This is a genomic window from Microbacterium sp. H6, from assembly GCF_003314775.1.
Lineage (GTDB): Bacteria > Actinomycetota > Actinomycetes > Actinomycetales > Microbacteriaceae > Microbacterium > Microbacterium oxydans.
Map to the genome: position 1 here is coordinate 1 of NZ_QOAY01000213.1, position 5,986 is coordinate 5,986.

The 5,986-nt window shown below is 69.5% G+C and carries 4 protein-coding genes; 2 read left to right on the forward strand and 2 right to left on the reverse strand.

Going from position 1 to position 5,986, the window contains the following annotated elements; all coding sequences use genetic code 11:
* Nucleotides 1–178, reverse strand: a 178-nt coding sequence (locus DSP71_RS14200) for an HTH domain-containing protein (RefSeq protein WP_113681415.1), incomplete at its 3' end; no start/stop codon positions are given.
* 73 nt (nt 179–251) lie between these two features.
* Here DSP71_RS14200 and DSP71_RS14205 point away from each other — a divergent pair.
* The gene (locus DSP71_RS14205; protein ID WP_113681416.1) at nt 252–992 is read left to right on the forward strand and encodes an alpha/beta fold hydrolase; all 741 of its coding nucleotides are present in this window, start codon (nt 252–254) and stop codon (nt 990–992) included.
* A 13-nt stretch (nt 993–1,005) separates the two neighbouring features.
* Here DSP71_RS14205 and DSP71_RS14210 read toward each other — a convergent pair whose 3' ends face one another.
* Nucleotides 1,006–4,689, reverse strand: a complete 3,684-nt coding sequence (locus DSP71_RS14210; protein ID WP_113681417.1) for an efflux RND transporter permease subunit — start codon at nt 4,687–4,689, stop codon at nt 1,006–1,008.
* Between the two features lie 370 nt (nt 4,690–5,059).
* Here DSP71_RS14210 and DSP71_RS22355 point away from each other — a divergent pair.
* Nucleotides 5,060–5,986, forward strand: a 927-nt coding sequence (locus DSP71_RS22355; RefSeq protein ID WP_181800743.1) for an acyltransferase family protein, incomplete at its 3' end; no start/stop codon positions are given.

Here is a 5,986-nt window from a genome sequence, read left to right on the forward strand (position 1 = left end):
CACCCGGGCCGGGGCGTGACCACAGCGGCGCGCCGCTGCGCCCGAGAGCGGCCAGGTCGCGCTTGACGGTGCGCACGGAGACCTCGAACTCGCGCGCCAGACGCTCGGCCGACACGCCCCGCGAACCGCTGCGGCGCAGCATCTCCGACAGGGCATGCAGTCGCTCCGCACGTTTCACGGGCGGACCATCACGGAATTCATGACATAGATAGTGACACACACCTGTCTGCCGTGCAGCGCAGGCTGGTGGCATGACACACACGAAGAGCAGCCCGACCATCCTTCTCATCGCCGGACATTGGCTGGGGGCGTGGGCGTGGGACGAGGTCCTCCCGCACCTGGACGATGACGGCACTCGCGCGTCCGCGATGACGCTGCCCGGCCTCGACGCGGACGACCCCGACCGCGCCGCGAGGACCCTCGACGACCAGACGGAGGGTATCCGCGAAGAGCTCGTCCGACTCGGGGCTTCGGCGGAACGGCGCGCAGTGATCGTCGCGCACAGCGGTGCGAATGCTCCGGTCAGCCTGATCCTCGATCGGCACCCTGAGCTGGTGGCACGCGTCGTCTGGGTCGATTCGGGACCGGTCGCATCCGGGAGTGTGTTCGCGCCCGACCTGCCGCACGACGTGGACGAGCTTCCCCTTCTGCCCTTCGACGTGCTCGGGCAGCAGGCGAGCCTGGAAGGCCTGAGCCCAGAGATGCTCGCCCGCTTCCGTGAACAGGCCGTCCCCGAGCCGGGCCCCGTGCTGCGCCAGTCCGTCGAGCTCGTGAACGACGACCGTCGTGCCGTACCCACCACCCTGGTGTGCTGCTCGATCCGGAGCGGGCAGGTGCGGGAGCTGGCGCAAGCGGGTCATCCGATGTTCGCGGAGGTCGCCCATCTGATGGACGTCGACATGATCGACCTCCCCACGGGGCACTGGCCCATGTGGAGCCGGCCGGGCGACCTCGCCGAGCTGGTCCGGGCGGCGGCCGCCCGGACCAGCTGATCGAGTCGGAGCGCTACTCGCGCTCGCCTGCGACCTCGAAGATGTCGGTCGGAGTCTCGGCTGCCGCGGCACGACGTTCCTCGCGCCGTGCGCGTCGCTCCGCGCGCTTCGCGATGCGGCGGTCCCGCCGGCGCTCCACCAGTGTGTAGAGGATCGGCACGAGCACGAGCGTGAGCAGCGTCGAGGACACGAGCCCGCCTATCACCACGATCGCGAGGGGCTTCGAGATGAACACGCCGCCACCGGTCAGCCCGAGGGACATCGGGATCAGGGCGAACACCGTGGCGGCCGCCGTCATCAGGATCGGACGGAGTCGCAGACGCGTGCCGTGCTCCACGGCGTCGTCGAGACTCGCGCCCGCCTCGCGGAGGCGGTTCACCAGGTCCATGAGCACGATCGCGTTCGTCACGACGATGCCGATCAGCATCAGCAGTCCGATCAGCGCGGGCAGGCCCATCGGAGTACCGGTGAGGAGCAGCCCGAGGATCGCCCCGGTCGCCGCGAACGGGATCGAGATGAGCAGCACGAGCGGACCACGGAAGTTGCGGAACGTCGCCACCATCACCAGCAGCACGAGCACGATGGCGCCGAGCATCGCCAGACCGAGCTGGCTGAACGCCTCGTCCTGCTGCGCCGACGCGCCGCCCTGTTCGAAGGTGACCCCTGCCGGCAGGTCGGTCTCGGCGATGGCCTTGTCGATGGCCAGTCCGGCGGCGGACAGCCCGCCCTTCTCCGGCGTCACCGTGAGCGTGACCTGGCGCTCACCATCGGCGCGTGTGATGGTCGGAGCAGTGAGCTCCTCCTCGACCGTGGCGATCGCGGCGAGCGGGATCGCGGTGCCGGTGACCTCGGCGGCCGCCTTCTGCTCGGCCTCGGCTGCCTCGGCCTCGGCCTGCTGGGCGGCGGCGTCGGAGCGGCTCTGACGCAGGGCCTTGATCTGCTCGTCGGCGGCCGTGATCCCGGACTGCGCGCCGTCGATCGCACTCTGGAGTGCGGCGAGCTGTTCTGCGCGCTCCGTCTGGGCCTTGAACATGGCCTCGTCGTCGGGGCTCAGCGGGTCCGCCGGAACGATGGGTGCTGCCGACAGCTCGGCCAGTTGACGGTTGAGGGCACCGATCTGGCCGGCCATCTCCGCGCGCTGCTTCGTGGCCGTGTTGATCTGCGAATTGAGTTCGTTCTCCGCCTTGACCTTGGCCTCGTTCGCCTTCGCATCGGCCTTGGCCTGGAGGGCGTCCGCTGCCGCCTTCTGCGCTTCGGCGGTCTGCTGGGGCGTGACCGGAAGCATGATCTCACCGAGCTTGTCGGCGGTGCGTGCCGATCCCGGCGTGCGCACGACGATGTCGCGCTCCTGGCCCTCGTACATGAGGGTGCCGACCGTGGTTCCGGACAGCGCCTCCTGAACGGCCTTGGCGATCATGGAGCGGTCGAATCCGAGGCGCGTGGCCAGAGGCTCGTCGACCTTCACGCGCAGCACCGGCTGTTCACCGGACAGCTCGCTCTTCACGGAGCGCACTCCGTCGGCGTCGGCCAGCTGCTTCTCGAGCAGGTCGCTCGCCGTCCGCAGCGCGGTGGGGTCGTTGCCCTGGATCTGGAGGGCGATGCCGTCACTCGCCCCCGCCAGGGAGGCGTCCTGCGCGGCGAGCTCGATTTCTCCGCTGTCGGGCAGCCCGTCGAGGGCCTTCTGCACCTGTGCTTCGACATCCGCGACCTCGGCGCCGTCCTCCACGCGGAGGTCGTACGTGATCGAGGTGGGTGTGCCGGGGGTCGGCACCGGGATCGACGTGGTGATGTCGGCGATCCCGTCGATCTTCCCGAGCGTCTTCTCGACGGGTTCCGCCGCGGCGACCAGATCGGCCGTGGCCTCCTTCGGCGGGGTCTGCACGACTTGGAGGCTCGCCTGGCCGGACGACCCCAGGAAGTCCGTCTGGATGAACGGGGTCATGCCGAGGGTCACGACCAGCAGCAGCGCGGAGGCCACGAGTGTGATCACCGGGTGCCGACGGGTCGCGTTGAGGGCCGGCATGAACGTGCGCTGCAGGCGGTCCGGAGCGGAGTGGATCTCGTCGAGCTCCGACGGGATGTCGCTCTCGCGGGCGGGTTCGGCGGAGGAGGAGGCCGTCCCGAGCGCTGCCGTCACCGCTGTCGTCGTCGCCGCGGCGGCAGTACTGCCGTCCTCGACCGACTCCGCCGACGAGGGCTGCGCCCCCTCGGGGGTCGACGTCCGGTGTCGGGGTGCCTTGTTCAAGAACCACGAGGCGAGCACGGGCACGATGGTGAGCGACACCACGAGCGACGCGAGCAGGGCGATCGAGACGGTCACAGCGAACGGGCGGAACAGCTGACCGGCGATACCCGAGACGAACGCGATCGGAAGGAACACCGCGACGGTGGTGAGCGTCGATGCGGTGATGGCGCCGGCGACCTGCCGCACGGATGCGACGATGCCGTCGATCGTGAGCGGACCATCGCCGCGTCGCCGCGAGATGTTCTCGATCACGACGATCGAGTCGTCGACCACGCGTCCGATCGCGATCGTGAGCGCGCCGAGGGTCAGGATGTTGAGAGTGTTGCCGCTCCACCACAGGCCCACGAGAGTGATGAGCAGCGACAGCGGGATCGAGACCGCCGCGATGATCGTCGAGCGCCATGAGCGCAGGAAGGCCAGGATCACGAGCACCGCGAACAGCAGGCCGAGACCGCCTTCCACGGAGAGGTCGTGGATCGACTGCTCGATGTAGGGCGCCTGGTCGAAGATGGTGACGAACTCGGCGTCCAGGATCGGTGCGAGCCGGTCGAGCTCGGCGTTCACGCCGTGCGAGATGTCGACGACGTTGGCGCCCTGAGAGGGGATGACCTGGAGCGTGAGGGAGGGCTTGCCGTTGACGCGCGAGATGGTCTGCGCCGGAACCGTCTCGATCGAGACGTCGGCGAAGTCGGCCACCGCGACCGCGCCGTCGGGGGTGGGGACGGAGAGGGTCTGGATGTCCTCCAGGGTCGCCAGCCGGGATCCGACCGTGATCGAGAGCGGGCCCTCGGCCGAATCCGCCTGGCCGGCGGGGAGCGCCGCTCCGTGGGCCTCCAGGAGCGGTCCGAGTGTGGAGGGCTCGACCTTGAGGCGGGTGACGTCTGCGGAGCGGAGGTCGATCGTGATGCGCTGCGTCTCCTGACCGGCGAGCGTGATGTCGCGAACACCTGAGACGGTCTTCAGCGCCGGGACGACGGTCTGCTGCAGGGCGTCCCCGAAGGCCTCCTGGTCGCCGCTGGTCCCCGCGCTCAGCACCATCGCGGGCAGGTCTCCCGCGCCCCCCGAGGCCACGTTCACCTCGGTGCCGGAGGGGAAGCCGGGCTTCAGGGACTCCGCCGCGCTGCGGATGGTGCGCAACGTCTCCTCGTCGTCTTCGCCGAAGGTCCACTCGACGAGGACCTGCGCGTCGCCGGTCGCCGTCGTCGAGGTGACGCTGGTCACGCCGGGTACGGCGCGGACCGCCTGCTCCAGCGGCTCGGTGATGGTGCTCGCCATCTCCTCGGGGGCAAGACCCTGCGACTGCGCCGAGATGAAAGCCATGGGCGCCTGCAGCGACGGCATCAGCTCCTGCTTGAGCGAGTTCATCGATATCAGCCCGAGGGCGACGATCGCGAGCGTCGCGAGCGAGAGGATGAGGCGGTTCTTGAGACTGCTGCGGGTGAGGAACGACATGGCGCGGTGGCGTGCTTTCGTGTGAGGCGCGACGGACGGACAGGCGGACGCGCGGCGGGTGCGGCCGGCGGGCAGCCGCCAGTCGTCGGGCCGTACCGGTTCCCGCCCGGTTCCTGCACAGATCGATGAGAGGCGACTGCGCAGCGGCGACACGGTCGATGCTTCGAGCCTGCCGGTTCGGCCGCACCGGGACATCCCCCCGAGGGCTGATACCGGTCATCCCGCGGGACGATGATCGGCCGGGAAGAGCACGGTTGCGGGAACGTATGCGGTTCTGCATACACTCCCGCAACATCGGCTGCGCTTGGCTCGAAGGCATGAGTGCTCTCCTGGTGAACCCCACGTCTCGTCGCCGAACCGGCCTCCGCGCGTGACCGTGGTCTCGTCGCCACCGCGGGCGGCGTGGGGAGATGCCGCGAAGGGGCTGCTGATCGTCCTGGTGGTCTTCTGGCACGTCGTGCTGAAGACGTACCTGCAGGTCGATTGGCGCATCGGCATCCCGATCCCCGGTGTCTGGGGACTCGCCAGCGATCTCATCTGGCCGTTCCTGATGCCGTTGTTCCTGCTCGTCTCCGGCTACTTCGCCGCCGGTGCACTGGCGCGGCCATGGGCTGCCGTGTGGCGACCTCGGGTCGTGCGCTTCGTCTACCTCTATCTGGTGTGGACCCTCATCCACATGCTCGCGATGTGGGCGTTCCCCGACTTCCCCACGTTCGTTCCCCGCAGCGTGTCCGAGTTCGTCGAAGGGGTGACGATCAGCCCGCCGAACACCTGGTACCTCTACGCGCTCGCGCTGTACTTCCTCGTGGCCAAGGGGCTGCAGCGTCTTCCGCACTGGACGCTCCTGGTCGCCGCATCGGCGCTGTCTGTCACAGTCGCCGCCGGCGTGGTCGACGTGGTGAGCAATCGAGGCTCGCTCCTCTACAACCTGCTGTTCTTCCTGGTCGGGGCCTATCTCGCGCCGCGGATCGGTCGTTTCACGGCACGGCCGCGGCGTCTCGCGGCAGGGGTGCTCCTGCTCGCCTACCTTGCCGCCTACGCCGTGATGCGAGTGACGGGCGCGGAGCAGGTGCCCGGCGTCTGGCCGATCGTGTCGTTCGTCGGAGTGACAATGGGTCTCGCCGTCGCGACCCTGCTCCCGGGGGTGCCGTTGCTGGGGAGAGGGCTGACATGGCTGGGGGCACGCACCCTGCCGGTCTACCTCCTCCACATGCCGCTCCTGGTGCTCGCGGATGCCGCACTGGTGGGTCCCCTGTCCGACGCGGGGAGCGCCGCACAGCTCGTGGGCGCGCTGGTG